The sequence below is a fragment of the Streptomyces sp. NPDC031554 genome (genome assembly GCF_055580685.1).
Genome location: NZ_JBVIKX010000007.1, coordinates 182546 through 208350, shown reverse-complemented (window position 1 = coordinate 208350; position 25805 = coordinate 182546). Strand labels below are relative to the sequence as shown.

Annotated in this window: 21 protein-coding genes; 11 read left to right on the top strand and 10 right to left on the bottom strand. The window is 76.4% G+C overall.

Going from position 1 to position 25805, the window contains the following annotated elements; genetic code table 11:
• Window positions 1–42: 42 nt before the first annotated feature.
• The 3 genes from ACZ5FU_RS20170 to ACZ5FU_RS20160 all read left to right on the top strand — a co-directional run bounded on the left by ACZ5FU_RS20170 (window position 43) and on the right by ACZ5FU_RS20160 (window position 3848).
• Complete coding sequence (locus ACZ5FU_RS20170) at window positions 43–1095, top strand: helix-turn-helix domain-containing protein (RefSeq protein ID WP_451779823.1); 1053 nt, start codon at window positions 43–45, stop codon at window positions 1093–1095.
• A gap of 314 nt (window positions 1096–1409) precedes the next feature.
• Entirely contained in the window at window positions 1410–2894 is a 1485-nt protein-coding gene (locus ACZ5FU_RS20165; protein WP_451528645.1) for an MFS transporter, read from the top strand.
• Window positions 2895–2975: 81 nt separating this feature from the next.
• Window positions 2976–3848: an NAD(P)-dependent oxidoreductase gene (locus tag ACZ5FU_RS20160; protein ID WP_451528599.1), complete on the top strand. Its 873-nt coding sequence runs from the start codon at window positions 2976–2978 to the stop codon at window positions 3846–3848.
• A 52-nt stretch (window positions 3849–3900) separates the two neighbouring features.
• Here ACZ5FU_RS20160 and ACZ5FU_RS20155 read toward each other — a convergent pair whose 3' ends face one another.
• Complete coding sequence (locus ACZ5FU_RS20155; protein WP_468646579.1) at window positions 3901–5202, bottom strand: phytase; 1302 nt, start codon at window positions 5200–5202, stop codon at window positions 3901–3903.
• 178 nt (window positions 5203–5380) lie between these two features.
• Window positions 5381–6028 (bottom strand): HAD family hydrolase, encoded by a 648-nt coding sequence (locus ACZ5FU_RS20150; RefSeq protein WP_451528597.1) that lies wholly within the window; start codon window positions 6026–6028, stop codon window positions 5381–5383.
• 108 nt (window positions 6029–6136) lie between these two features.
• Between ACZ5FU_RS20150 and ACZ5FU_RS20145 the strand changes: the two genes are divergently transcribed.
• The 5 genes from ACZ5FU_RS20145 to ACZ5FU_RS20125 all read left to right on the top strand — a co-directional run bounded on the left by ACZ5FU_RS20145 (window position 6137) and on the right by ACZ5FU_RS20125 (window position 11156).
• Window positions 6137–6631 carry a hypothetical protein gene (locus ACZ5FU_RS20145; protein ID WP_451528596.1) on the top strand — a complete coding sequence of 165 codons (495 nt, stop codon included), beginning with the start codon at window positions 6137–6139 and terminating at the stop codon, window positions 6629–6631.
• A 337-nt stretch (window positions 6632–6968) separates the two neighbouring features.
• Window positions 6969–7847 carry a restriction endonuclease gene (locus ACZ5FU_RS20140; RefSeq protein WP_468646580.1) on the top strand — a complete coding sequence of 293 codons (879 nt, stop codon included), beginning with the start codon at window positions 6969–6971 and terminating at the stop codon, window positions 7845–7847.
• A 246-nt stretch (window positions 7848–8093) separates the two neighbouring features.
• Window positions 8094–8582, top strand: a complete 489-nt coding sequence (locus ACZ5FU_RS20135) for an SRPBCC family protein (RefSeq protein WP_451528594.1) — start codon at window positions 8094–8096, stop codon at window positions 8580–8582.
• A complete protein-coding gene (locus ACZ5FU_RS20130) occupies window positions 8575–10200 on the top strand; it encodes a phytoene desaturase family protein (protein WP_451528593.1) in 1626 nt (541 codons plus the stop codon). Before ACZ5FU_RS20135 ends, ACZ5FU_RS20130 begins: the two co-directional genes overlap by 8 nt.
• An 83-nt stretch (window positions 10201–10283) precedes the next feature.
• Window positions 10284–11156: an SDR family oxidoreductase gene (locus ACZ5FU_RS20125; protein WP_469046141.1), complete on the top strand. Its 873-nt coding sequence runs from the start codon at window positions 10284–10286 to the stop codon at window positions 11154–11156.
• Window positions 11157–11277: 121 nt separating this feature from the next.
• On the opposite strand, the gene ACZ5FU_RS20120 is transcribed toward ACZ5FU_RS20125, so the two are convergent.
• Both ACZ5FU_RS20120 and ACZ5FU_RS20115 read right to left on the bottom strand, forming a co-directional pair.
• Window positions 11278–12453 (bottom strand): spore photoproduct lyase family protein, encoded by a 1176-nt coding sequence (locus ACZ5FU_RS20120; protein ID WP_468838179.1) that lies wholly within the window; start codon window positions 12451–12453, stop codon window positions 11278–11280.
• Window positions 12454–12603: 150 nt separating this feature from the next.
• Window positions 12604–13761, bottom strand: a complete 1158-nt coding sequence (locus ACZ5FU_RS20115) for a PP2C family protein-serine/threonine phosphatase (protein ID WP_451528591.1) — start codon at window positions 13759–13761, stop codon at window positions 12604–12606.
• A 368-nt stretch (window positions 13762–14129) separates the two neighbouring features.
• Here ACZ5FU_RS20115 and ACZ5FU_RS20110 point away from each other — a divergent pair, with 368 nt between their 5' ends.
• Window positions 14130–14354 carry a hypothetical protein gene (locus tag ACZ5FU_RS20110; RefSeq protein WP_451528590.1) on the top strand — a complete coding sequence of 75 codons (225 nt, stop codon included), beginning with the start codon at window positions 14130–14132 and terminating at the stop codon, window positions 14352–14354.
• A gap of 67 nt (window positions 14355–14421) precedes the next feature.
• Here the strand turns inward: ACZ5FU_RS20110 and ACZ5FU_RS20105 are convergent, their stop codons facing one another.
• From ACZ5FU_RS20105 to ACZ5FU_RS20080, 6 genes are all read right to left on the bottom strand, one after another.
• Window positions 14422–16539: a SpoIIE family protein phosphatase gene (locus tag ACZ5FU_RS20105; protein ID WP_468646584.1), complete on the bottom strand. Its 2118-nt coding sequence runs from the start codon at window positions 16537–16539 to the stop codon at window positions 14422–14424.
• 154 nt (window positions 16540–16693) lie between these two features.
• Window positions 16694–17896, bottom strand: a complete 1203-nt coding sequence (locus ACZ5FU_RS20100; protein WP_451528588.1) for a cysteine desulfurase-like protein — start codon at window positions 17894–17896, stop codon at window positions 16694–16696.
• Window positions 17897–18169: 273 nt separating this feature from the next.
• Complete coding sequence (locus tag ACZ5FU_RS20095) at window positions 18170–19225, bottom strand: DUF5914 domain-containing protein (RefSeq protein ID WP_469046051.1); 1056 nt, start codon at window positions 19223–19225, stop codon at window positions 18170–18172.
• On the bottom strand, window positions 19222–20253 hold the full coding sequence (locus ACZ5FU_RS20090) for a phytoene/squalene synthase family protein (protein ID WP_469046049.1): 1032 nt from the start codon (window positions 20251–20253) through the stop codon (window positions 19222–19224). The genes ACZ5FU_RS20095 and ACZ5FU_RS20090 overlap by 4 nt, the downstream gene beginning before the upstream one ends.
• Window positions 20250–21836, bottom strand: coding sequence for a phytoene desaturase family protein (gene crtI, locus ACZ5FU_RS20085; protein WP_469046048.1), 1587 nt, complete (start codon window positions 21834–21836; stop codon window positions 20250–20252). The genes ACZ5FU_RS20090 and crtI overlap by 4 nt, the downstream gene beginning before the upstream one ends.
• Window positions 21833–23278 carry a polyprenyl synthetase family protein gene (locus ACZ5FU_RS20080; protein ID WP_469046047.1) on the bottom strand — a complete coding sequence of 482 codons (1446 nt, stop codon included), beginning with the start codon at window positions 23276–23278 and terminating at the stop codon, window positions 21833–21835. Before ACZ5FU_RS20080 ends, crtI begins: the two co-directional genes overlap by 4 nt.
• Before the next feature lie 319 nt (window positions 23279–23597).
• On the opposite strand from ACZ5FU_RS20080, the gene ACZ5FU_RS20075 reads away from it, so the two are divergent.
• The gene (locus ACZ5FU_RS20075; RefSeq protein WP_469046045.1) at window positions 23598–24221 is read left to right on the top strand and encodes an RNA polymerase sigma factor; all 624 of its coding nucleotides are present in this window, start codon (window positions 23598–23600) and stop codon (window positions 24219–24221) included.
• A 387-nt stretch (window positions 24222–24608) separates the two neighbouring features.
• Window positions 24609–25799 carry a lycopene cyclase family protein gene (locus ACZ5FU_RS20070; RefSeq protein ID WP_468646588.1) on the top strand — a complete coding sequence of 397 codons (1191 nt, stop codon included), beginning with the start codon at window positions 24609–24611 and terminating at the stop codon, window positions 25797–25799.
• Window positions 25800–25805: the final 6 nt, after the last annotated feature.

The window sequence follows — 25805 nt, the reverse complement described above, 5'->3', positions numbered from 1 at the left end:
CGCCCCCGACTCCCGCGGTCACCGGTGTGATTGACTGCGGGCGTGGTGCACGAGTCGGTCTTCCGGACCCAGGACCTCCCGGCGGCCGACCGGTTCGAGGCCTGGATCCAGCGCATGGGCCGTACCCATGCGCCGATGCAGCTGAGCAGCGAACACGCCCGGGACTACGACGGCTCCCAGCGCGCGATCCTCCTCGGCGACGTCACCGTGTGGCCCGCCACCTTCGACCCCCTGGTCTTCCGCAGGACCCCCCGGCTCATCCGCGACTCCGACCCCGAGGTCTACCACCTCTCCCTGCTCCTCAAGGGCGAGGGGGCGGCCAGTTGGGGCAGCAGCCGGCAGGCGGTCTACACGATGAACGACTTCCACGTCAGCACCTCCTCGCGCCCCTTCGAGATCCACACCGGAGCCGACCCCGTCACCATCGTCGGGGTGGAGATCCCCCGCGCCCAGGTGCCCCTGCCCGGCCGGCACTCCGACCAGGTGATGGGGCGCCGCATCTCGGCGACGGAGGGCATCGGCGCGCTGCTGGCGCAGTTCCTCCTCCGGCTCGCCGCGGACACCTCCTGCTACCGGCCCGCCGACGGGCCCCGCCTCGCCACCGTCGTCACCGACCTGGTCGCGGCGGCCTTCGCGCACGCCCTCGACGCCGACCCGGGCCTGCCGCCGGAGAGCCACGACCGGACGCTCGTCCTGCGCGCCAAGGCGTTCGTCCGCCACCACCTCGCCGACCCCGCACTGACCCCCGCGGCGATCGCCGCCGCCCACCACGTCTCCCGCAGCCACCTGTACCGCCTCTTCCGGGCGGAAGGGCTCACCGTGGCCTCGTACATCAGGGACCAGCGGCTGGAGCACGCCCGCCGCGACCTCCTCGACCCCGCCCGGAGCACGATGCCGATCCACGCCGTCGCCGCGCGCTGGGGCTTCCCGCGGGCCGCCGAGTTCACCCGCGCCTTCCGCACCGCCTACGGCCTCCCGCCCAGCGAACTGCGCGCCCGTGGACACCCGCGGTCCGGCCCGCCCGGAGACGCTCCGCCAAGCGGTCGTGGACGCCTCGCCAACGACACGGCCCCCGGCTCCGGGGCATCCTGGTGACTCCACGGCGGCGGACCGCCGCCGGAGCCGGGGCGGCGTGCCAGGACCACGGGGGAGTTCTGGCACGCCGATGCCCGACGGGCGGGTCCCCGCCGCCGGAACGGGCGACGGCCGGGCGGACGGCCCCGGTGATCGAGTGGTGACCACCCGGACCGCGGCGTACGGTCGAACGGTGAACACGACGGTGGACGCGATCGTTCACTGAACCCCCAGGGGCCCGCCCCCCGTGCGGGCGACACACCATGAGCACATCCCGGCAGTCCTCCTCCGCGTCCCCGACCTCCGCGCGTCCCGCGGGCGGTGACAAGCACACGATGGCACTGTTCGTCATCGCCTCGTGCCAGCTGATGGTGGTCCTCGACATCACCATCGTGAACATCGCGCTCCCCGACATCCAGCGCTCCCTGGACTTCTCCACCGCCAACCTGTCGTGGGTGGTCAACGCCTACACGCTGACCTTCGGCGGTCTGCTGCTGCTCGGCGGCCGGGTCGGGGACATCCTCGGACGCCGGCGGGTCTTCGTCCTCGGCGTGCTGCTGTTCGCCCTCGCCTCCCTCCTCGGCGGACTCGCCCGGGGCCCCGGCCAACTCCTGGCCGCCCGCGCCCTCCAGGGCGTCGGCGGGGCCGTCGCCTCCCCGACCGCCCTCGCCCTGATCAGCACCACCTTCCGCGAAGGACCCGAGCGCAACCGGGCGTTCGGCGTGTTCGCCGCGGTCTCGGCGGGCGGCGGCGCGATCGGACTGCTCGCCGGCGGCATCCTCGTCGAGTGGCTGGACTGGCGCTGGGTCTTCTTCGTCAACGTGCCCATCGGCCTGCTCATCGCCCTCGCGGCACCCCGCTGGATCAAGGAGTCCGCACGCCACCCGGGCCACTTCGACATCGCCGGCGCGGTGACCTCCACGGCGGGCATGGTCCTGCTGGTGTACGGCTTCATCCGGGCCGCCCAGGACGGCTGGCGCGACGCGCTCACCGTGGCCTCCTTCGCCGGGGCCGTCGTCCTCCTCGCCGTCTTCGTCGCGGTGGAGAAACGCTCCCGGCAGCCGATCACACCGCTGCGCATGTTCGCCGACCGCAACCGCGCGGGCACCTACGGCATCATGCTCTGCCTGGCCGCCGCCATCTTCGGCATGTTCTTCTTCCTCACCCTGTTCGTGCAGAACGTGCTGGACTTCAGCCCCCTGCGGGCGGGCCTCGCCTTCCTCCCGGTGAGCGCGGTCATCGCGGTCGGCGCGGGGCTGGCCTCCCGGTTCCTGCCGACGTACGGCCCCAAACCGTTCATGGTGGCGGGCGCGGTCCTGGCCGCGGCGGGACTGGGCTGGCTGACCCTGACCGACGTCCACTCCACCTACGCGGGCAGCGTGCTCGGCCCGATGCTGGTCTTCAGCCTGGGCATGGGCATGGAGTTCGTCTCCCTGACCCTGATGGCCCTGTCCGACGTCCCCACCCGGGAGACCGGCGCCGCCTCCGGGATGCTCAACGCCACGCAGCAGGTGGGCGGTTCGCTCGGCCTGTCCATCCTGGTCACGGTGTTCGGCACGGCCAGCGGCAACGAGGCGGACGGACAGGTCCCGGCGTTCCTGTCCCAGGCGACTCCCGCGGAACGCCTGGACTTCCGGCGCACCGGTGAACTCCCGCCGCCCTGGGGCGACGAGGTCCTGACGGCGGGCGTCTCCGCGGCCTTCGTGGCAGCGGCCGCCTTCACGCTGGTCGCCGCCCTGATCGCCCTCCTCGTCATCCAGGTCCGTCCCTCCGACCTCGAACGTCTCAAGGGCGCCGGAGCGGGGCCGCCCGGCGGCTGAGCCGAGGCCCGCGCACGCCACCCGCCGGGCCCCGCCGGGGTGGCACGCGCGGCGGGACCGCGGGATCGGTAGGGTCCGCTCATGGTTCGTCGAGACGTGGGGATCCTGCACCCCGGTGACATGGGCGCGAGCGTGGCGGCGCAGGCGATGGCGGGGGGCGCCCGGGTGTGGTGGCTGCCCGCGGGACGGTCGGCGGCGACGCGACGGCGGGCGGACGGCATCGGCCTGCGGGCCGCGGCCGGCCCGCGGGAGCTGGTCGAGAGCTGCGAGGTCGTCCTGAGCGTCTGCCCGCCGGCCGCCGCCCTCGCCGTGGCCGAGGAGGTGGCGGGGGCCGGCTTCCGCGGTGTCTACGTCGACGCCAACGCGGTCAGCCCGCAGCGGATGGCACACATCACCGAGGTCCTCGCGGACGGCGGCGCCACGGTGGTGGACGGCGGGATCACCGGCCCCCCGCCGCGCGAGCCCGGCGCGAGCCGCCTGTACCTCTCCGGCGACGCCGGGGCCGTCGCCCGTGTCGCCGCCCTCTTCGCCGGCACCGCGCTCGCGCCCGTCCCGCTGGCGGGTCCCGTCGGCCGCGCCTCGGCGCTCAAGCTGTCCTTCGCCGCCTACAACAAGATCGCCTACGCCCTCGCCGCGCAGGCCTGCGCGCTGGCCGACGGCCACGGCGTCCTCGACGAGCTGATCGAACTGACCGCCGGGGCGCTGCCCGGCACACCGGTGGCCGGACCCGAGCGGCTGGCCGGCGCGGGCCGCAAGGCCTGGCGCTGGGAACCGGAGATGGCCGAGATCGCGCGCGCCTGCGCGCAGGTCGGCCTGCCGACCGGCTTCGCCGACGCCGCCGCGGAGACCTTCGCGCGCTGGGAGGAGCACAAGGACGACCCGGCCGTGACCGGCGCCCGGCTCATCGCCGACCTGCGCCGGGCCGGACGCCGCGCGGAGCCCGGCACACCGTGAGCGGCCCGGGTGCGGCGGAGGGAGCCCCGTCCCGCCGCACCCGGGCGCCGGCTCAGTCGTCGAGCGCCGTCAGGACCTCGCGCAGGTCGACGAACTTGAAGTTCGTCGCCGGGCGGTCCTCGGCCCGCCCGGCGTCGTCGTGACCGTCCTGCACGACGAGCAGACCGCCCGGGAACCTGCGGCCCAGCGGGGCGTCGAGCGCCGCGGCGCCGTCGCACTCCTCCGAACCGTCCGGGCCCGTCGCGGTGGCGGCGACCCGGAAGCCGCCCTCGTACTCGTTGTCGTCGCCGCGCTCGCGGTCGTAGGCGGCGAAGGTGTCGTCGCCCTGGCTGGAGGCCAGCAGGTAGCCGTCGCCGTCCGCCTGAGTGACCAGGGTCAGGCCCTCGACGTCCGCCGCGATCCGCGTGCCGCCGTACCCGGGGTCGGCGCCGCTCACGCACTCCTCGGCGGCCTCGTCGTAGGTGCCGGGGACGCCGTACTCCCGCACGGTGTCGACGAGCCGGGGCGTTCCGTCGAGGGAGGCGGGCATCCGCCAGATGCCGACGTCCTCCTGGCCCGCGTACAGCGTGCCGTCCGCCGGGTCGACGACCATGCCCTCGACCTGCGGCAGTTCACCGGGCTCCGCGCACGGCGACCAGGAGGTGCCGTTCGGCAGGCGGAAGGAGGACGGCAGGTCCAGGGTGCGGATCCTGCGGTAGCCGACCCGGCCGCCGGCCTTCGGCGTCAGTTCGAGCAGGGCGACGGTGGTGCGTTCACGCCGGCTGACGAGCGCGTAGGTGCGGCCGCTCGTCCGGTCCGTCCAGGTGGCGAGGCCGTACGCGGTGCGCTGCTCGTTGATCTCCGCCTGGTCGGCGGAGAAGACCGGCGCGGCCGCCGGGTCCGTGACGTCCGAGAGGGGGCGGCGGGGCGAGGAGGGGTCGATGCGGTAGATCCGCAGCCGGTCGTTGCCCCGGTCGGTGGTGACCGCGAGGTCGGCGCGCCCGGTGGACAGCTTCAGGCCCCGCACCACGTCCACGTTGTTGTAGCGGCCGGGCGCGTCCCGGGGCCCCGGTCCGGCGGGCGCGGCGAGCGACTGCACGAGCCGGGCGCCGAGGTCGTACACCCGCAGGCCGCCCTCCTTCGCGGTGGCGACGACCAGACTGGCGTCCGGGTCGGCGGCGTTGCGCCAGATCGCCGGGTCGTCGGCGTCGGAGTCGCCGCCCGCCTCGTCGTCGTACAGGGCCGGCGTCTCGACGCGCGGGAGGACGGCCGGCAGGGCCTCGTCGTCCTCGGCGGAGGCGGGAAGCGCGGCGGTCAGGGCGAGTGACGCCGCGAGGACGGACACGGCGAAAGTCCTCGGGAGCGATCTGGCCACGTCGACCTTCCTTCGATCGGGGGCGAGGGGAGCGGGGCCGAACGTGATGATCTTGGTGGTGCGGGTGAACGGCGGGGCGGCGCGGGGGTGAAGGGCGGACGCCGGTACGGGGAACAGCTGCCGTGCGCGGCCGGTCCGGGCCGCGGGGCCGGGGCCGGGCCGTGAGGAGGGGCCGGGGTCACGAGGGGGAGTGGGCGAGCAGGTGGTCGACGGCTCGCGGGACGTCGGGGGCGCGGTGATGGGGGACGGTGAGGCCCTCCGGCCAGGGCCGCCCCGTCACCCAGATCGTCCGCAGGCCCGCCAGGTGGCCGCCCCGGATGTCGTTCTCCGGGTTGTCGCCGGTCATCCAGTCGCCCGCACCGATCTGGGTTCCGCAGCGTGCCGCCGCCAGTTCGAAGAGGCGCGGGTCGGGCTTGCGGACGGCGATGTCCCCGGACGCGGCGATCCCGTCGAGGAGATCGGCGAGCCCCGTGGCCCTGACCTTGGCGCGCTGGATGTCGGAGGACCCGTTCGTGGCGACGCCGATGCTCCAGCCGCGCTCGCGCAGCCGGGCCAGGCTGTCCAGCACCGCGGGACGGCAGGTGACGGCGGCGGCCATGCGGTCGACGTAGACCCGCCACAGGTGGTCCGCCGACTCGCCCAGCCCGAACGCGGCGCGCAGCCGCGCGAAGTCCGACCGCTCGGCGTGGTCGGCGAGTTCGGTCAGCAGCCACCGCTCGATCTCCGGTCCGTACGCGTGGTCGTGGCAGAGTTCGGCGACGGCGTCGGCGAAGGCGGACGTGCGGTCCACCAGGGTGCCGTCCAGGTCGAAGAGGGCGAGGCGCATGACCGGGACCCTACCCACGAACCGTGCGCCGATCCGTCCCGGCCGGACGCGGGCGGCACACGGGCACATGGCGGGTTTGCGGCCCGGGGGAGCGGCAACGCGAAGTCCATGACTGAACCGAACACGGACACCAACGAAGAGCGCGCCACCAAGGGCGCGACCGCATCCAAGGCCCGGCGCGCGGCCGGCAAGGCGACCGCTCCCGCCGCACGCGCCGCAAAGGGCGCCGCGGACAAGGCGGATGACGCCGCGTCGGCCGCCGGCTCCGGGGCCGGGCGCGCCGCCGAGAAGACGGCGGGCGTGGCGCAGGGCGCGGCCCGTGGCGTCGAGGCGGGCCGCCAGGCGCTCGTCGCGAGGACCGGTCAGGTCGCGGCCACCGCCAAGACGGCCACCGGCCAGGTCGCGGCCACCGCGAAGACCGCCACCGGTCAGGTCGCCGCCACCGCCAAGACGGCCTGGACGGTGATCGCCCACCGCAAGGTGATCGCGGCCGGGGTGGGCGCCGGTGTGACCGCGCTGACCGCCGTGTCGTACGCGGCGGGCCGCCGCTCCGGCCGTCAGACGCTCGGCCCGATCACCCGGCTCACCGGCGGCCGCATCTGACGTCCCGCACGCGCGGTGGGACGCGCCCCGGCACGTCCGGGCCCACCGCGCGGAGCCGTGGAGGACGCCGCCGGCCGCACCCGCGAACCCGGGCGGCCGGCCGCGTCGTGTCGGGCGGGAGACCCGGCCGCGTCGTACCACTCGGAGCGGGAGACCCGGCCGCGCGGCACCGCCCGCGAAGCGGCGACCGGCCGAGCCGAGCCAAGCCGTGCCGTGCCGTGCCGAGCCGTGCCGTGCCGCCCGCACGGGGCCGGGCGATCGGTCACGGTGAACCGCCCCAGCCGGGGCACAAGCCCAGGTGATCTTCACCGAAGACCGCCTGGGAGAGACCATCACCGTGACCACACCCACCCGCCCGATACGCCCCGCACGTCGCCGCCCCCGCTTCGACCTGCGCACGACCGCCCTGTTCTTCGTCCTCCTCGCCATCCTCCTCACGCTCGCGGGCGTGGTCGCCCGCACCGCCGCCGCCGCGGCCGAACGCCGCCCCGCCTGGGCCGTGACCCTGGTCGTCCTCGGCATCGCCACGGCCGTCGCCTGCTACCGGGGCCGGCGCCGGTGGTCGGCCCGCAGACTCGTACGGCACGCCACCGAGGCCCTGGAGGAAGCGGCCGAGACGGCCGTCGACGCGCTCACCGAACCGCCCGCCCTGGCCGGACCGGCCGGACCGGCCGGAGTCGCCGAGCCGGCGGGATTCGCCGGACCGTCGGGAGTGGCCGGACCGGTGGGGGGTGCCGAACCGGTCCTGCCGTCCGGCACCGACGGCACGGCGGAGACGCTCGTCATCGGGACGGCCCCCGCCGCGGACACCACCTGTGTCACGGACTACTACGCCCTGGATCCCGACGAGTTCGAACAGGCGATAGCCGACCTGTGCGCCCGCGACCACTGCACGGACGTCGAAGTCGTCGGCGGCGCGGGTGATCTGGGGGCCGACGTGACGGCGGTGGCGCCGGACGGACGCCGGCTCGTCCTCCAGTGCAAGCGCTACGGGGACGGGAACAAGGTCGGTTCGCAGGACCTGCAGCGCTTCGGCGGCACCTGCTTCACCGTCCACGAGGCCGACGTCGCCGTCGTCGTCACCACCAACGACTTCACGGCGCCCGCCGTCGAGTACGCGCGGCAGTGCGGCATCGTGTGCGTGGACGCCGAGGGACTGAGCGCGTGGCACTCCGGCGTGGGCCCTCGCCCGTGGGAGCCGGCCGCCCAGGAATGACCCCGCGAGCTGCGAGGGCCGGCGACGCGGCCACCTGCCCGCACCCGGGTCCACGAGCAGGCGGCTGGCCACCTTGCCCGCACCCGGGCCCACGAGCGGGCGGCGTGGCCACCTGCCGGTCCCCGGCCAGGGGACAGACACCCCGGCCTGCACGGCCGTGGCGGAAATTCTTCGCGTTCATCCCGGTTCGCCGTCCCCGGTGTGGGCACTTGGCGGTGAGCGAAGGACGAGTAACAGGAGGTCGTCGTGGCGGTCCGGCATCGGCTGATCAAGACATCCCCGCGGCGGGTGTGGGCCGTCCTCTCGGACGGTGACCGGTACGCGGACTGGGTGGTGGGCACCGCGGAGTCCACCCCGGTGCAGGGCCGCTGGCCCCAGGTGGGCGCGGAGATCGGCTACGAGGTCCGGATCGGACCCGTCCGCCTGAACAACCGGACCGTCGTACGGCGCTGCGAGGAGGGCACCGTCCTGGAGCTGGAGGCCCGGGCGGGCGTGCTCGGCACGGCACGGGTCGCCATCGAGCTGCGGCCCTGGGGCGAGCACTGCCTGGTGCTCGTGGACGAACACCCCCTGCAGGGGGTGGGTGGGGCCCTGCACAACGCGGGCGTGGAGGCGCTGATCCAGCTCCGGCACCGCGCGATGCTCGCCCGGCTGGCCGAGGTCTGCGAGAACGAGGTGCCGGACGCCGGGCCGGGACCGGTGCCGGTACGGGCGCACGGCGGCGCCGATGCCTGACGCCGTGGTGATCGGGGCCGGACCCAACGGCCTGGTGGCCGCCAACCTGCTGGCCGACGCCGGCTGGAGCGTGGCGGTCCTGGAGGAGCAGCCCGAACCCGGCGGAGCGGTGCGGCACGACAGGGAAGTGGACCCGGACTTCGTCAACGACCTCTTCAGCTCCTTCTACCCGCTGGCCGCCGCCTCCCCGGTGGTGTCGGGTCTGCGCCTGGAGGAACACGGCCTGCGGTGGAGCCACGCCCCCCACGTCCTGGCGCACCCGCTGAGCGACGGCAGGTGCGCGGTGCTCGACCGGCGGGTCGGCACCACCGCCGCCTCCCTCGACGCCTTCCACGACGGGGACGGCGACGCCTGGCGCCGGCTGCACGAGATCTGGGAACGGCTGCGCCCCGACATCCTCGACGCCCTGTTCACCCCGTTCCCGCCGCTGAAGGCCACCGGGCGGCTCGCCCTGCGGCTGCGCACGGCGGGCGGCCTGCGACTGGCCCGCACCCTGGTGCTGCCGGTGCGGCGCATGGGCGCCGAGGAGTTCGGCGGCGAGGGCGGCCGGCTCCTCCTCGCCGGGAACGCGCTGCACGCCGACCTCGCCCCGGAGGCCGCCGGCAGCGGCGGCTTCGGCTGGCTGATGTCCATGCTGGGCCAGACGTACGGCTTCCCCGTCCCGGCCGGCGGCGCCGGGGCCCTCACCGAGGCGCTGGTGCGCCGGCTGCGCTCCCGCGGCTCCACCCTGCACTGCGGGCTCCGCGTGGACCGGGTCGTCGTCCGCGACGGACGGGCGGTGGGCGTGCGCACCGCCGACGGCGGCACCGTCACCGCCCGCCGCGCCGTCCTCGCGGACGTCTCCGTCCCCGCCCTCTACGGCGAGCTGGTCGGACCCGAACACCTTCCGGACCAGCTGCTGGCCGACCTGAAGCGGTTCCAGTGGGACTTCGCCACCTTCAAGGTCGACTGGGCCCTCGACGGCCCCGTGCCCTGGCGCGCCGAGCAGGCCGCGCGGGCCGGCACCGTCCACCTGGCCGACGGGGTCGACGAACTCACCCGCTTCGCCGCCCAGATCGCGATGCGGCGGATCCCCGACCGCCCGTTCTGCCTGTTCGGCCAGATGACGACGGCCGACGCGTCACGCTCGCCCGGCGGCACCGAGTCGGCGTGGGCCTACACCCACGTGCCGCACGAGGTGGCCGCCGACGCGGGGGACGAGGGACTCACCGGCGCCTGGGACCCGAAGGAGCAGGAGCTGATGGCCGACCGGGTGGAGCGCCAGGTCGAACGGTTCGCACCGGGCTTCCGCGCGCTGATCCGGGCCCGCCGCGTCCTCGCCCCGCCCACCCTCCAGGCACTCGACGGCAATCTCCACGCGGGCGCCATCAACGGCGGCACTGCGGGCATGCACCAGCAGCTCGTCTTCCGTCCCCTGCCCGGCACCGGACGGCCCGAGACACCCGTGCGCGGCCTGTTCCTGGCCTCCGCGGGCGCCCATCCGGGCGGCGGCGTGCACGGCGCGCCGGGCGCCAACGCGGCCCGCGCGGCACTGCGGCGGCGCCGGTCGCCGGGCCTGTCCGGGCTCCAGCGCGCCCTCACCCACCGGGACCGCGCGGGGGACGTACGACCCAGCTGACGACGGACAGCCGACGATCGGAGCACGCCGTGGCGCACACCCCCCGCAGGACCGCCACCCGCGCGAGCGCACCGCACCGCGGTGTGGCGCACGGCCCCCTGGAGAACCGCACCGTCGTCGTCACGGGCGCCGCGCGGGGGGTGGGCGCGGCCCAGGCCCGTGCCCTCGCCCGCCGCGGGGCACGCCTGGCCCTGCTCGGCCACGAGCGGCCGGCCCTGGAGGCGGTCGCGGCCTCGCTGCCCGTGCCGGCCCTCGCCGTGGAGGTGGACGTCACCGACGAGGCGGCCCTGGGGGACGCCGCCGAGACCGTCCGCGCCCGGTTCGGCCCGCCGTCGGCCGTCGTCGCGAACGCGGGCATCGCCGAGGGCGGTCCCTTCGTCGGGACCGGCATGGCCTCCTGGCGCCGCGTCGTCGACGTCAACCTCGCCGGCAGCGCCTTCACGGCCCACACGTTCCTGCCCGACCTGCGCGAGACGGCGGGCTACTACCTCCAGATCGCCTCCCTGGCCTCCCTCGGCGCCGCCCCGCTGATGAGCGCCTACTGCGCTTCCAAGGCCGGCGTGGAGGCCTTCGCGCACGCGCTGGGGGCCGAGGAGGCGCACCGCGGCGTGGCGGTCGGCATCGCCTACCTGAACTGGACCGACACCGACATGATCCGGGACGCCGACCGGTACGCCGTCCTGCGGGAACTGCGCGACCACATGCCCGCCCCCGCCCGGCGCGTGTACCCCGCCGAGGCCGTCGCCGAGGTCCTCGCCCGTGCCGTCGAACGCCGCAGCACCGCGGTCTACGTGCCCGCCTGGCTGCGCCTCGCGCAGATCGCACGGGCCGCGCTGCCGCCGCTGGTGCTGCGCGTCGCCCGGCGCGAACTGCCCCGGCTCGAGGCCGAGGAGCCCTTCCGCCCCACGGGACTGCTGGGGGCCGGCGGGCAGGCCGACCGGAACGCCCGGCCCTGACCCCGGCCCCGCGGCCCCGGCCCGCCCGGCCGTTCGTCCCGTGGCCGTGGCCGTGGCACCGGCGCCGCCACCGGCCGGCCCCGACCGGTGGGGTGACCGGCGTCGACCGGTTCCGGCCGGCTCAGAAGGCGTAGCGGACGCGCAGCCACGGCGCGTGAGCGGCGATCAGGCCGCCCAGGTCGCTGAGCGCCTCGGCCTTGACGTGGTTGCGGTAGCGGACGTTCAGAGCGCCGTTCTCGGAGCGTTTCGCCTGCTGGAGGTCCGGCCGCCACAGCACCTCCTCGGCACGGGGGTGCCAGCCCAGGTTCACCTCGTGCAGCTCGCGGTTGTGGGTGAGCATGATCACCTCGGCGGCCGCCTGCCGCTTGACCCGGTCGGGCAGCACGTCGTCCAGCCGCCGCAGCAGGTCGGCCCAGTCCTCCCGCCAGCCCGGCCGCAGGACGACGGGGGAGAAGTTGAAGTGCACCTCGTAGCCGGCGTCCAGGAAGTCGGCCGCGGCGGCGATCCGGGCGGCCACCGGCGAGGTGCGCACGTCCAGGAGGCGGGCGTCGGCCCCGGGCATCAGGGAGAACCGGATCCGGGTCCGGCCCCGCGGCTCCAGCGCGAGCAGGTCGGGGTTCACGAACTTCGTCGCGAAGGACGCCTTGGCACCGGGCCAGTCGCGGAAGGCGTGCACCAGGTCGGCGGTGTTGTCGCAGACCAGGGCGTCCACCGAGCAGTCGCCGTTCTCCCCGATGTCGTACACCCACGCCGTGGGGTCGCACTGGTTGGGCTCCCGCTTGGGGCCCTGGCGCGCGAGGTGCCGGCCGAGGTGGGCGATGATCCGGTCGATGTTGGTGAACACGGTGATGGGGTTGGCGTAGCCCTTGCGGCGCGGCACGTAGCAGTAGGCGCACGCCAGGGCGCAGCCGTTGGACGGACCAGGGGCGATCCAGTCCGCCGAGCGTCCGTTGGGGCGGACGGTGAAGGTCTTCCGCTCGCCCAGCACGAGCGTCTCGCCCTTGACGCGCACCCACCGCTCGACGTTCCCCTCGTTGCCGTGCAGTCCGGGGACGCGCCAGTGGGAGTCGATCTCGACCAGACGGGCGCCGGGGAAGCGGGCGATGATCTCGCGGCCGCGCGCGGAGGCCGCGGCGGCCGGTTCGGCGTGGATCTCCCGTACGGGCAGCAGCCGGCGCGCCGTGCCGGAGTCCCGGAACGACGTGCGGGGGCGGGCGCGGGAGGGGGGCGGTGCGAGGGCGTCGAGTCCGAACAGCGCGTCGGGTTCGCCGTCCGGGCCGACCGGCGGGGCGGGCATGGGGACTCCGAAGGGGTGACGTGCGACCACGGACGTCCCACTCTACGCATTCCGGGCAGGTGGTCGCTCCGGACCGGGACCGCGCGGGACCCGGGCGACAGCCGCGGGGAAGCCCGCGGGAGCTCGCGGGAGTCGCGCGGGCGGAGCCCGTCAGGGCCCGTCGGGGCCGGGCGGCCGTCCCCCGGCGCCCGGCCGCCTCCGCAGCACCATCAGGGCCGTGTCGTCGCCCGGCGTGCCCGCCGCGTGCCGGCGCAGATCCCGGTAGACGGTCGCCGGCAGATCCCCCGGACGGACGTCGTCCCAGGCCGCGGCCCGCTCCTCCAGCGGGTAGAAGCACCCCGACGGATCGCGCGCCTCGGTGACGCCGTCCGTGCACAGCAACAGCGTGCTGCCCTGCGGGAAGGCGAACCACTCGACCGTGCGGGGCCGCGGGGAGAGGGCGTCGAGGCCCAGCGGGACGCACGGCTCGTCCTTCAGCACCGGACCGTCCCGGCCGCCGTGCAGCATCAGCGGCGCGACGTGACCGCAGTTGATCGCCTGGACCTCGGTGTCCGGGCCGACGCCGAGGACCAGCGCCGTCACGAACCGCTCGCTCTCGCCGGTCCGCGCCGCGAAGGAGTTGTGCCGCAGCACCGCGTCCTCCAGGGCGTCGACGACGGCGGTCAGCGTGGGCTCGGCGACGGCCGCCTCCCGGAAGGCGCTGAGCACCGAGAAGGCCGCGCTGATGGCGGCCAGTCCCTTGCCCTGGACGTCGGCGATGAAGACCCGGCTGCCGTACGGCGAGGACACCACCTCGTACACGTCGCCGCCCACCCGGCTGTCCTCCTCCACCGGCTGGTAGACGCCGTGCACGATGAGCTGGTCCGTCATCAGCGGGAACGGGCGCAGCAGCTGCCGCTGGAGCGCGGCCGCGGCGGACCGCAGCCGGGCGATCTCCCGTTCGCCGCGGATCCGCTGGGCGGCCCGCGCCACGCTCAGCCCGTTGAAGACGAGGGCGAAGACGACGGTGGCCGCCGCCGCGCCGACCGTGTCGTCCGCCGTGTCGAACAGGGCCGCGACGATCATCACCGTGACCCAGGCCGAGGCGACGGCCGTCTGGCGCACGCTGCCCCGCCCGGCGATCAGGGCGGGCAGCACCACGAGGAAGGGCGCGAGCCTGGTCTCGCGGTCCAGGAAGACCCCGGTGACCGCCAGCAGCACCGTGACGGCGACGAGCCAGAACAGCACGACCGGCCACCGCAGCGGCGGCGCGCCCCGGCTCTCCCCGCCGGCCGCCGACGCCCCGCCCGGTTCTCTCGACGCGCTCACCGTCTCACCCGTTCCGTGCCCGGCCCACGGCGTCCCGCCCGGAGCCCGGCGGCGGGAACACCCCTCCTCTCAATATCCGCCTCCCGCGCCGAGCCCGCCGGTCGCGGCACGGTGATCGCACGACCGCGCGCGCCGTCCCGTTCGCCGTCCCCGGCGCCACCGGGGGCCGGGGGCACCGGCCTGGGGCCGCCGCACGCCCCGGTCCGGCGGCCCGCCCGGGCGGCCGGCGTCGCTGGTGCCGCGCCGTTCCGGGCCCTCGCCCCGGTCGACGGGCCCGTGCGCCCCCGCCGCCCGACCGCGGCCGGCGCCGGTCGGGCAGGATGTGCACCGGGGGCGTCCGGTCGGCGGAGCCGGGGAAGGAGCGGTGCGTGAGCGAGGAGCCGGGCCGCGCGTGGACGGCCATGACACCGGGGGACTTCGACCGGGAGGCGCCGCTGCGGCTGAACGTCCGCACCGGCGGCGCCGCCGTCCCCGCCGAACCGGACGAGTGCGGGACGGAACCCCTCTTCGGCGACGAGGCGCCCGCCCGGCGGCCGGCGGCCCGGCCCCGCCGGCGCGACACCACGGCCCACGAGCAGGAACGCCTGTTCTGACCGCCCGCCCGTGCGGCTCCAGGCCGGCGAGCGCCCGGCGGCAGTCCGTCCCGGGCCCGGCGACCGCTCAGCGGCGGCCCGTGAAGCGCAGGACCAGCAGCGCCACGTCGTCGGTGCGCCGCCCGGCCGTGCCGGACGTCCGCAGCAGGGTGTCGGCGAGCGCGTCCAGGTCCCCGTCGTCGGCGCGGTCCAGCTCCCCGGCGAGCTGGTCCATGGAGTCCTCCAGGTCGATCCCCGGGACCTCGATGAGCCCGTCCGTGTAGAAGGCGAGCATCAGCCCCGGCACCAGCGGGATCCGCGTCACGGGGAAATCGGCGTCGGGGTCGATCCCCAGGAGCGGCCCCGGCTGGATGCCGAGGGGCCGGGCGGCGCGGCCCGGCAGCCGCAGCAGCGGTGGCGGATGGCCGGCGCTGGCCAGCGAGACCTGCTGCCCGGTGAGGTCGAGACAGGCGTAGAGGCAGCTGGTGAACAGGTCGGGGGAGAGGTCGGTGAGGAGCCGGTTGGCTCCGGCGAGGACCCGGTCGGGGGGAGTGCCGAGGGCGGTGTGGGCGTGCACGCCGATGCGGACCTGGCCCATCAGCGCGGCGGCGGCCACGTTGTGCCCCTGGACGTCGCCGATGACGGCGGCCGCGGCGGTGCCGTCGAGGCTGATCAGGTCGTAGAAGTCCCCGCCGATGTCCATGCCGCGGGTGGCGGGCAGGTAGCGGGCGGCGACCCGCAGACCGTCGATCGACGGCAGCGTGCGCGGGAGCAGCGCCTGCTGGAGGCCGTGCGCGACGTCGTGCTTGGTGTCGTACAGCCGGGCCCGGTCCAGGGCCTGGGAGACGAGTCCGGCGAGCGAGGTCAGCACGGCGCGTTCCGCGGCCGGGAAGACGTGCGGGTGCTCGTAGGACAGGACGCAGATGCCGATCGCGCGGCCCGAGATGACCAGCGGCAGGAAGGCCCAGGCCTGCTTGCCGCTGAACCGCGGTGCGTCGGGGTAGACGCGCCGCATCTCCTCCTGGTCCGCGAAGAACGCCGGGATGCCGCTGTCCAGGGCGCGCCCCGCCGGGGTGAACCGCGTGTCCAGCGGCAGCACGTCGAAGCGCTCGATGGTCCGCGACGAGTAGCCGCGGTGCCCGATGATCCGCAGCCGGCCGGCCTCGGCCGTGGACAGCACCAGCCCCTGGGCTCCGAAGGCGGGCATGATCTGGTCGGCGACCAGGTCGACCACGTCCTGGACGCCGACGACCTCGGTGAGCGCGGCCGCCAGATGGGTGAGCTGGTAGAGCTGCCCCATCCGGGCCGGCGCGGCGCTCACCACCTGGCGGGGCGCCGGCGTGGCCGGAGCCTGCTCACCGCTGACGACGATCCGGACGCTGATGCCGCTGGCGTCCGGGTAGAGGTGGAACTCCAGCCACCGGCCGGGCGGCCGGCAGGCGGTGAAGGACACGGGGGTGCGGCTGAGCACCGCGGCGCGGTAGCGGTCCTCGTAGGTGGGGTCGTCGAGCCAGCGCAGCGACTGCCACGGCAGGGTGCCCAGCAGCTCACCGGCGTCGTGCCCGAGCAGTTCGCACGCTCCGGAGCTGAGGTAGGTGAAGCGGCCCCCCAGGTCCAGGGCACAGCTGCCGCCGGGCAGCCGTTCGACGAAGTCGGCCGCCGCCATCTCGGGTCCCGTGTCCGGGCGCCCGGTCCCCGTGGACAGGACCCGCGGCCCGTCCGCCCGGGCCGACGGCCCGCCGTGCCCGTCGGTCTCCTCCAGCAGCCGCGCCAGCCGCCGGCAGCTCGACGCGATGTTCCCCCGCTCGCGCCCGGTCATGTAGGGCGGACGGGTGGCCGGCCACATCAGCAGCAGGGCCCCCCAGCGGCGGACGCCGGTGACCGGGGCGGCGGCCAGCGCCAGCGGATAGGGGAGGGCCAGCGCGGTGCGCGGATAGGACCGTGCCAGCTCGCTCTGGCTGCCCATCCACACCACGCGGTCCTCGCGGACCGCGTCGGCCACCGGCGCCGGAGCCGCCATCGGCACGCGCGTCCACGGTTCGGCCAGCTCGGCGGGCGCCCCGCTCAGCACGTCCAGGGAGAGCACCTGCTCGTCGGGGGAGAGCAGGTAGAGGGCGCCGATCGACGCGCCGGTGCGGCGCACGGTCTCGGCGAACGCGGCGTCCAGGCCGTCGGCGTCGACGGCCGGGTCACCCGGGTCGGTCACGGGGCACCTCCAGCGCCGAGGGGAGTCTTCCGCACCGTCGCGGGCGGCTGCCGGCTCCACGCGCGGTGCGGCCCACCCCCGCGGGACGTGCCGCACCCCCGTCACCAAGGACGCTACGCCGATCCGGGACGACCGGCACGTCCCCGCCGGGGTCTCAGCCGAGGACGGAGAGCGCCGCCAGCAGCCGGTCCACGTCCTCGGCGGAGCTGTACGGCGCCAGCCCCACCCGTACGCCGCCCCCGTCCCCCAGCCCGAGGTGGCGGGAGGCCTCCAGCGCGTAGAAGGAGCCGGCCGGCGCGGCCACCCCGTGCCCGGCGAGGTGCCGGGAGACGTCGGCCGGGCGGTGGCCCGCCACCGTGAACAGCAGGGTCGGGGTGCGCCGCGCGGCCCGCGAGTACACCGTCACCCCGCCGATCTCCGACAGGCCGGCCTCCAGGCGCTCCCGCAGCGCCTCCTCGTGGGCCTCGACCGCCGCGAAGGAGGCGGCCAGCCGGGCCCGTCGGCTGTCGTCCCCGGCGCCCGGCACCAGCGCGGCCAGCACGTCCACGGCGGCCCGGACCCCGGCCAGCAGTTCGTACGGCAGCGTGCCCAGCTCGAAGCGTTCGGGGACGGTGTCGGCGGACGGCAGCAGCTTGTCCGGCCGCAGGGACTCCAGCAGGTCCGCCCGGCCGGTGAGGACCCCCAGGTGCGGACCGAGGAACTTGTACGGCGAGCACACCAGCGTGTCCGCGCCGAGCGCGGCGAGGTCGACCGTGGCGTGCGAGGCGTAATGCACGGCGTCGACGTGCAGCAGCGCGCCCGAACGGTGGGCGAGCCCGGCGACGGCCGGGATGTCGGGACGGGTGCCGATCAGGTTGGACGCCGCGGTGACCGCCACCAGCCGGGTGCGCGGGGACAGCAGATCCCCGATCCGCTCCGGTGCCAGCTCGCCGGTGCCCGGGTCGAAGTCCGCCCGGCGCACGGTCGCGCCCGCCGCCTCGGCGGCCTGGATCCAGGGCCGTATGTTGGCGTCGTGGTCGAGCCGGGTGACCACCACCTCGTCACCGGGACCCCAGCCCTTGGCCAGGGTGCGCGCGAGGTCGTAGGTGAGCTGGGTGGCGCTGCGGCCGAACACGACGGTGCCGGGGTCGGTGCCGAGCAGGTCGCCCATCGCCCGGCGGGCCGCCAGCACGATGTCCTCGGCGTTGCGCTCGCCGTCCGTGAGGTGCCCCCGGTTGGCCAGCGGGTGCGCCAGGGCCTCGGCCACGGCGTCGATCACCGGCTGCGGGGTCTGGGTGCCGCCGGGGGCGTCGAAGCGGGCCGTGCCGGACTTCAGGGCGGGGATCAGCGCGCGGATCGCGTCGACGTCGAGGTGCATGCGTACTCCTGCGGGGCGAAGGGGCGGACGGGGCCGGGGCGCGTTCCCGGCCGGACCGGGAGCCCCCAGGCATGATCGCAGCCCTCCGGGCGCCGGGGCGGCCGCCCGGACGCGAAACCGTGCGCGAGGGGGAGTGTGGAGATCCGTTTCGCGGGCAGACGCGGTCCGTGAGGCGGGGCGGTGCGCCTGGGGAGGTCTGCACCGCCCCGCCCGATGCGCCCGCCCCGCGGTGTCCGGCGGGTCCGGCCCGCGGCCCGGCGGGGCCGGCGGGGGTCAGCCGGGGAAGCGGCCCGTGGAGCGCAGGTGCCAGCGGCGTTCGGCGTACGCCAGGTCGTCGCGCCACAGGCGTCCGGCGGCCGCCCGCATGAAGGGCCGCAGCAGCGGCGTCACCGTACGGGCCACGGCGAATCCCGGGCGGTCCGAGGCCGCCACGATCGCCTCCACGACCGCGGTCCGCGGCCGGCCCCGCTCGTCCGTGCCCAGCGGTGTCGCGTGCGTCTCCACGACCGACCCCCGGCCCTCGCCCTCCGTGATGTGCATGACGACCGTGCGCGGTTCGGGCGCCGTGAACACCGCCCGCACCGGCACGACCAGCCGTCCCGCGAGCTTGAAGGAGACGTCCACCGTGAAACCGTCCCCGTCCCCGTGCCCGTCCGCCTTCCCGTCGTCCGCCGCCGGGCCCGTGCCGGCCGCGCCGCCGGCGTCGTCGGCGACGGTCAGGTCGACGAACGAGTACGGGTGGAACCAGGCCCCGTGCCACGGGTCCAGCCGGTTGGCGACGACGTCCTCCGGCTCGCACGTGCCGACGCCCACGTAGACCGCGGACACGGCGCCCGACAGGGCCGGCCGGACCGGCACCACCGGCGCCGCCAGCGGCGGCTCGCCGCCCACGTCGTCCAGCCGCACCCACACCAGCACACCGTCGTCGTGCACGGGCAGCGGCTCCCAGCCCGCGAACGGACCGCCCCGCAGCGCGAGCCCGTGCCAGTGGCAGACCAGGGTGCCGCAGCGCACCGGACTGTCCCGCAGCGGTGCGCCCAGGTGGGGGCAGACGCCGGGCCCGGCCACCAGCCGGCCCCCGGCGTCGCGCCAGACGACCAGTTCCCGTCCGGCGACCGTGCGCGCCAGGGGGCGGTCGTCGCGGACGTCCCGGGCGGCCCCCACGACGTACCAGTTGCCGGACGGGCGCGCCTGCGCCCGCTTCAGCGCCCGCGCGATCACGGCGGGCCGCGCCTCGCGCCACGTCGGGCGCTGCCGCTCCCAGGAGACCGGGTCGCGGCGCAGCGACAGCGGGTACCGGCGGCGCCCGCCGGAACGGTCGGGACTCATGCGACCTCCTCGTGCTCACGTTCCGGCGCGGGCGCGGCGCCGTGCGCGGCGGGCAGTCCGGTGGGCGGCCGCGGCGCGCCGGAGGGGGCGCCACGCCGTGCCGCGGCCCGGGCGGCCGCCACCCGGACCAGTCCGTCGAGCGCCACCGCGGCACGCCGCCGGCGGGGCACCACGGCACGGCGGTGCACGACCGCGTACCCGTCGTCGGCGACGGAGTCCAGGATCCCGCCGTACAGCACGAACGCCGTGCGGATGCAGGGGCGGGCCACCGGGTCGAGCATCGCGAGCCCCGGCGCCGCCTCGCGGTACACGCCCCGCGTCAGGTCCTCGAACGCCCTGAGCGCCTCGGTGATCCTGGGGTCCCGCCGTCCGGTGCGGCGGGACCACAGCAGCAGGTCCCGGTCGACGCCGTGGCCGTGCAGCAGGTCGGCGGGCAGGTAGACGCGGCCCCGGTCGAGGTCCTCGCCCACGTCGCGCAGGAAGTTGGTCAGCTGGAAGGCGACGCCGAGGGCGGCCGCGTGCGGGGCCGCCTCCTCGCGCGGGACGACGGTGCCCAGCACCGGCAGCATCTGGAGTCCGATCACGGCCGCCGAGCCGTGCATGTACGCGCGCAGGTGGCCGTAGGTCGGATAGTCGGTGACCGTGAGGTCGCTGCGCATGGCGGCCATGAAGTCGTGGAAGTGCGGGTGGGGGATGCCGTACCGGCGGGCCGTGTCGGCGAGGGCGAGGACGACCGGGTCGTCGCCGCCACCGCCGCGCAGACCCCGGTCGAGTCCCTCCCGGAGGGCGGCGAGGGCGGCCGCGCGGCGGTGCGGCGGGACGTCGCCCTCCAGCGAGTCGACGATGTCGTCGGCCCAGCGCGCGAAACCGTACAGGGCGTGCACGGCCGGACGCCGCTCCACCGGCAGCAGCCGGGTGGCCAGGAAGTACGTCTTGCCGTGCCGGGCGTTGAGCAGGCGGCAGCGCGTGTAGGCGGCGCGCAGGGCCGGCTCGGTGATGCCCGCCGCGTCCAGTTCGCGGGCGGTCATGACGGGGTCCCTTCCGGGGTGACGAGCGCGGAGCGCCCGCGCGGGGAGGACGACGACGATGCCGACGAGGGCGATGAGGATGACGACGGCGGGGCCTGGGCCGCCGTGCGGCCGGTGACGCGGGCCGCGGCGAGCTTGCCGGACAGCAGGACGGTCGGCACGCCGACGCCCGGCGTGGTCCCGCAGCCCGCGAGCACGGCGTTGTCGGTGCCGCGCACCAGGTTGCGCGGGCGGAACGGGCCGGTCTGCGCGAAGGTGTGGGCGGCCGAGAAGGGCGTGCCCGCCGCGTGCCCCTGGGCGTGCCAGTCGGCCGGCGTGACGAGGGTCTCGTCCTCGACGGCCGCCGCGATCCCGTCGAACCCGCGCCGCTCCAGCTCCCGCAGGACGCTGTCGCGGTAGCGCGGGCCGAGCTCGCCCCAGGCGGCGGCGTCCGGTCCGATGTCCGTGTTCGGGCAGGGGGCCAGCACGTAGTGCAGGTGGTGGCCGGGCGGGGCGAGGGACGGGTCCGTGGCGGTGGGCCGGGTGATCAGCAGCGACGGGTCGCTCATCAGCTCGCCCGAGCGGGTGAGTTCGTCGAACGTGCTGTGCCAGGCGGCGCCGAAGGAGAGCGTGTGGTGCGCGAGCGCGGGCCACGTCCGGTCGGTCCCGGCGTGCAGCACGACGGCCGACGGCGCGTGCCTGATCCGCAGGGGGCGGCGGGGGGCGCGGCCGAGGAGGCGGTGGGCGACCGGCAGGTCCGGGGTGAGGACGACGGCGTCGCAGGCGATGCGCTCGTCGGCGGTGACGACGGCGGTGATCCGGCTTCCGGAGCGCTCCAGCCGGACGACGTCCCGCCCGAACCGCAGGTCGGCGCCCGCCCGCGCGGCGGCGTCCGCCATGGCCCGCGGCAGCGCGTGCATGCCGCCGCGCGGGAAGTACACCCCGGCGACGGTGTCCATGTAGGCGATGACCGCGTACGCGGCCAGGGCGCGGGCCGGCGGGACGCCCGCGTACAGCGACTGGAAGGAGAAGACCCGGCGCAGTCGTTCGTCGCGCAGATGGCGGCCGATGCGGGCGTCGAGCCGCCCGAAGCCGCCCAGCGCGGCCAGCCGGGCCAGGTCGGGCGTCAGCAGCTGCAGGGGCGAGTCGAAGTTGGTGTCGATGAACCGCCGCATCTGCGCCCGGTAGAGCCGCTCCAGCCAGTGGCGCAGCCCGCGGTACCCCGCCGCCTCCCGCGGCCCCGCGAAGCGCTCCACCTCCGCCTCCATCGCGTCCGCGTCGGTGTGCACGTCGATGCCGCTGCCGTCGGCGAACAGCGCCCGGTAGGCCGGGTGCAGGGGGATCAGGTCGACGCTGTCGCGCAGGTTCTCGCCGACCGCCGCGAAGGCCTCGTCGGCCAGGTCCGGCATGGTCAGCACGGTCGGACCGGTGTCGATGCGGTAGCCGCCGCGCTTCAGGAGCCCCGCGCGCCCGCCGGGCAGCGCGTCGCGTTCGACGACCGTGACGCGGCGGCCGGCGCCCAGCAGGTGGAGCGCGGCCGACAGGCCGGAGAGTCCGGCACCGACCACGACGACGTGGTCGGTGCGTCCGGGAACGGTCCTCATCGCGGGGCCCCTTCGGTGAGCAGCAGCGGGACGGGCATGCCCCCGTCGGGGGGAGGAGGTGCGTCGTCGTCCGGGGCGGCCGGACCGTCCCAGAGGCCGGACAGCTCGGTCGGGACGGACGGATCGGCCGGGCCGGCCGGGGCGGACGGATCGGCCGGGGCGGAGACGGGGGGCGCGGGGGGCGTGGCCGGGGACGTGCCGGCGGTGGCGTGGAACAGTCCCACCAGGCGCCGCCTCGCCACGGGGTCGAGCACGGCCGAGTCCAGGTGGCGCATGCCCTGGGCCACCAGCCGGTCGATCTTCGCCTCGACGACGTCGCGCGCGCCGACGGAGACGAGCACGTCGCGCACCTCGGCCAGGCCGCTGTCGGACAGGTCCGCGCGGCCGACGGACCGGCCCAGCACCGCGAGGGCGCCGAGGTCGCGGTCCGCCTCCGCGCGGGCCCGGGCCACGGCCATGAGGTAGGTGGGGCGGCCCGTCCGGATGTCGCCCCCGGCCGGCTTGCCGGTCCGGCGGTCGCCGCCGAACGCGTCGAGGAGGTCGTCGCGCAGCTGGAAGGCGATGCCCACGCAGCGGCCCGCCGAGCACAGCGCCCCGGTCCGCGCGGAGTCGGCGCCCGCCAGGGCGGCGCCGAGGGCCAGCGGACGCTCCACCGAGTACAGGGCGCTCTTGAGGCACGCGGCGCGGATCGCCCGGGCGAGGGAACGCGACGACGTGGCCTGCCCCTGCACGTCCAGGTACTGGCCGGCCACCATCTCGGTGCGCATCGCGCTCCACACCTCGCGCAGCGCGCGGGCGGTGGCCGGGGGCACCTCGGTCGCCGCGACGACGTCGTCCGCCCAGGCCAGGGCCAGGTCCCCGGCGAGGATCGCGGCGGCCTCGCCGAACCGGGGACCGTGGGCCGACGGCACGGTGCCGGCGTACTGGGCGGCCACGTCCGCGTGCAGGGCGGGGCGGCCGCGGCGCAGGACCGAGCCGTCCATCACGTCGTCGTGGATCAGCGCGCACGTCTGGATCAGTTCGAGCGCGGCGCCGACGCGCAACGCGCCCCGCGCCTCGGCCGCCCCTCCGCCGCAGGCGCGCAGGGCCCACCACACGAACCGGGGCCGCATCCGCTTGCCGCCGTCCAGGGTGAAGCGCCTGACGCGTTCGGCCAGGTCCCGTGCGAACACGGGGTCCAGCGCGGCGGCCTGCTCCGCGCGCTCTGCCAGGAGGTCGTCGAGGAGGCGTCCGACGGCTCCGGGCACGTCGTCGTCGAGGGCGGACAGGTCGTTGACGTCCAGCGGGAAACGGGCGGGCATGGCGCCTTCCGGTCGACTGTCGGGGGAGGGGCCGCGACCGGCGCGCGACGGCGGCGCCCCGGTCGGACCCGGTCGGGGCGCGCGGGAGGAGGCCGGCGGCGCGTCCGCCGCGGGATCGTCTCCCGCCCTGCTGGGGCACATACCGGTGTTCCTCCCGCCGTGATCGCAGTGGGCCCTGACTGAAGGCATTCCGCGCCGGGGGCGCGGACGGATGCGCCGGACGGGGGACTGCGGGCCGTTTCCCGCCCCGCCGGAGGCCGGAGGGGAGCGCGCCGGCGAGGGGAGCGCGGAAAACGATGCAAAGACGCTGCGAGTTGTCGCGGCGGTGCGCCGCTCCGCAGGGTGAGGAGACCGGGGCCGCTCCGAGCGACCCCGGGTCCCGGCTCCGACGGGCACGCGCGGCCGCACCGGCCGCACCCGGACGAGAGGCGGACGACCGCCCGCAAGAGGAGCAGCCACCATGACGGCACAGCAGGTCACCGAGCGGACCCTCCCGACCGCGGCACCGGGTCCCGGCGGGACGTCCCCCGCCGACGAAGAACTGGCCGAGGGTTTCGCCAGGGGGGACGAAGCCTGTCTGGCCGCCGCCTACCGCCGGTGGGGCCTCCTGGTCCACACACTGGCGCGCCGCAGCCTGGGCGACGCCCGGGAGGCGGAGGACGTGACGCAGACGGTGTTCCTGGCCGCCTGGCGCGGCCGCCTCGGGTTCCGGCCCGAACGCGGCCCGCTGTCGGCCTGGCTCGTCGGCATCACCCGGCGCAAGATCGCCGACGCCCTGTCGGCGCGGACCCGGCGGGCCGATCTCGTCGCGGCGGCGGGAGCGCGGCTGGCCGTCACCGCCGACGACCGGCACACCCGGCCCGACGCCGTGCTCGACCGCGTCGTGCTCACCCGCGAACTGGCGAGGCTGCCCGCTCCGCAGCGCCGCGTCCTGACCCTCGCCTTCTACGGCGACCTCACCCAGAGCCAGATCGCCGAGCTGACGGGCTGGCCCCTGGGCACCGTCAAGAGCCACGCGCGCCGCGGACTGCACCGGCTCGGCAGCCGCGTGCGCGAGGAGGACCCGCGGGCCGACGCCGGCTGACACGGCACCCCTCGCCGACAGGCCCGACACACCCCGCCGGCGGACCCGACGCGGTCCGCACGGCCGGCACGACGGATACGTCGCACGATCGACGCGACCTCACGCACCGGCCCCGGAGAGGTGTGCGCGGCCGAGTGCGCGCCGCGCGGCCGCCGACGGTCCGCGGGCCGTGCCGCGCCCGGAGAGCCGCCCGCGGTGCGCCGCACGGCCGACTGTCCGGCCCGGCCTGCATCCGTCGGGCCGTCCGAAAGGGAATGCTCGGCACAGGACCCGTCACGGGGCCGGACCCCGGCCCCGGGGTACGGAGCCGGTACGGAGCACCGGGCACGGCACCCGGCACCGGGCGGGGCACCCGGCCGGACGGACAGGACAGGGAGGGCGCGACACGTGCGGGACGCGGACGTCGCCATCGTGGGCGCCGGAGCTGCCGGGCTGTCCCTCGCGTACCGGCTGGCCCGCGCCGACCCGGCCCGCCGGCCGTCGGTCCTCCTCTTCGAACCCCCGCCCGGCCCGCCGCGCCCGCCGAGCCGCACCTGGTGCTTCTGGGAGCCGGGTCCGGGCCCCTACGACGCCGTCCTGACCGCCGCGTGGCAGCACCTGCGGGTCCACACCCCCGAAGGGCGCGCCGTCGAGGACGGCATCGCGCCGCTGCGCTACAAGATGATCCGCTCCGACGACTTCGAGGCGTTCGTCGGGCGGGAACTGGCACGGCGCGACCACGTCCACCGCGTCGAGGCGACGGTCGAGACGGTGGACGGGACCGCCGACGGGGCGGAGATCCGGGCCCGTACCGCCGACGGCCGCCCGCTCACCGCGCGCGCCCGCTGGGTCTTCGACTCCCGGCCGCTCGGAAGCCTGCCGGCGGCCCGCACCACCCTGCTGCAGCACTTCCACGGCTGGTTCGTCCGTACGGCACGGCCGGTGTTCGACCCCCGTCGCGTCGACCTCATGGACTTCAGGGTCCCGCAGCCCGCGCACGGACTGGCCTTCGGGTACGTCCTGCCGACCGGTCCCCGCGAGGCCCTCGTGGAGTACACGGAGTTCTCCGGCGCGCCCCTGTCCCGCACGGCCTACGAGGCCGCGCTCGACCGGTACACCCGGGGCGTGCTGGAACTCGGACCGTTCGAGGTGACCGCCACCGAGACCGGCGTGATCCCCATGACGGACGCGCGGTTCGCGCGCCGGACCGCGCCCTCGGTCTTCCGGATCGGCGCGGCGGGCGGCGCCACCCGGCCGTCGACCGGCTACACCTTCGCCGCCGTCCAGCGCCAGACGCGGGCCGTCGCCGCGGCACTGGCCGCCGGCCGCCGGCCGCTGCCCCCGGCCCCCCACTCGGCCCGGTCCCGCGCCATGGACGCGGTGCTGCTGCGCGCCCTGGACAGCGGACGCGTCGGCGGCGCCGAGGTCTTCTCGAAGCTCTTCTCCCAGGTCCCGGCGGAGCGGCTGCTGCGCTTCCTGGACGGCCGGACCCGACTCCACGAGGACCTCTCCGTCGGCGCGCGCACCCCCGTGCTGCCCATGCTCCGCTCCGTCATGGACCTGCCCCGCCTGCCCCGCAGACCCTTCCCCGCCCCCTGACCGCCC